Annotated in this window: 1 protein-coding gene; it reads left to right on the top strand. The window is 69.2% G+C overall.

Annotated elements, in window-relative coordinates:
- Window positions 1-2: 2 nt before the first annotated feature.
- Window positions 3-831 (top strand): IS5 family transposase (locus tag ACG00Y_RS28780; RefSeq protein WP_394485088.1); only part of this gene is annotated, 829 nt, incomplete at its 3' end.

Here is an 831-nt window from a genome sequence, read left to right as displayed (position 1 = left end):
CGATGGCCACGGACGACTTCTTCAGGGCGCGGCTGGACGGCATGGTGGACCCACGCCACCCGCTGGCAGTGCTGGCCCGCCGCATGCCCTGGGCGCAGATCGAGTCCACGCTTGCGCCGCTGTTCGCACGCAAGGCCCGCTCGGGGAAGTTGATGGCCGACGCCGACCTGTTCGGCACCACGGCCTATGTGGCCGCCGGCGGCGTGAGCCGAGCTGGGCGGCCACGCCTGCCCATCCGGCTCATGGTCTCGCTGCTGTACCTCAAGCACGCCTTCAACGAGAGCGACGAGTCGGTGGTGGAGCGCTGGAGCGAGAACGTCGTCTGGCAGCTCTTCAGTGGCATGGACTACTACCAGGCCAAGCTGCCGTGCGATGCCACGCAGATCGGGCGCTTTCGCCGCGTGCTGGGCGAGGCCGGCGTCGAGCAGTTGCTCAAGACCACCATCGAGACCGCGCTGGCGATCAAGGCTGTCAAGCCTGCCGAGTTCGAGCGCGTGATCGTGGACTCCACCGTGCAGGAGAAGGCCATCGCCCACCCCACCGACAGCCGCTTGCTGGAGGTGGCGCGCGAGAAGATCGCGCGGCTGGCTCAACGAGCCGGCCTGAAGCTCAAGATGACGCACGAGCGCGAAGGCCGCGCGCTTCGCCGTCGGGCCGGTGGCTATGCCCACGCCAAGCAGTTCAAGCGGCTGCGCCAGGTGCTGCGCCGCCAGCGCACCATCCTCGGGGTGCTGCTGCGCGAGGTGCGGCGCAAGATGACGACGCTCTCCCAGGCCGTGCAGGCGCAGCTCGACGTGTGGCTGCAGCGCGCCGAGCGTATCCACGCCCAAC

The sequence above is a fragment of the Pelomonas parva genome (assembly GCF_043555835.1).
In the GTDB taxonomy this organism is placed as follows: Bacteria; Pseudomonadota; Gammaproteobacteria; order Burkholderiales; family Burkholderiaceae_C; genus Pelomonas; species Pelomonas parva.
This window is presented reverse-complemented; position numbering and strand designations above follow the sequence as displayed.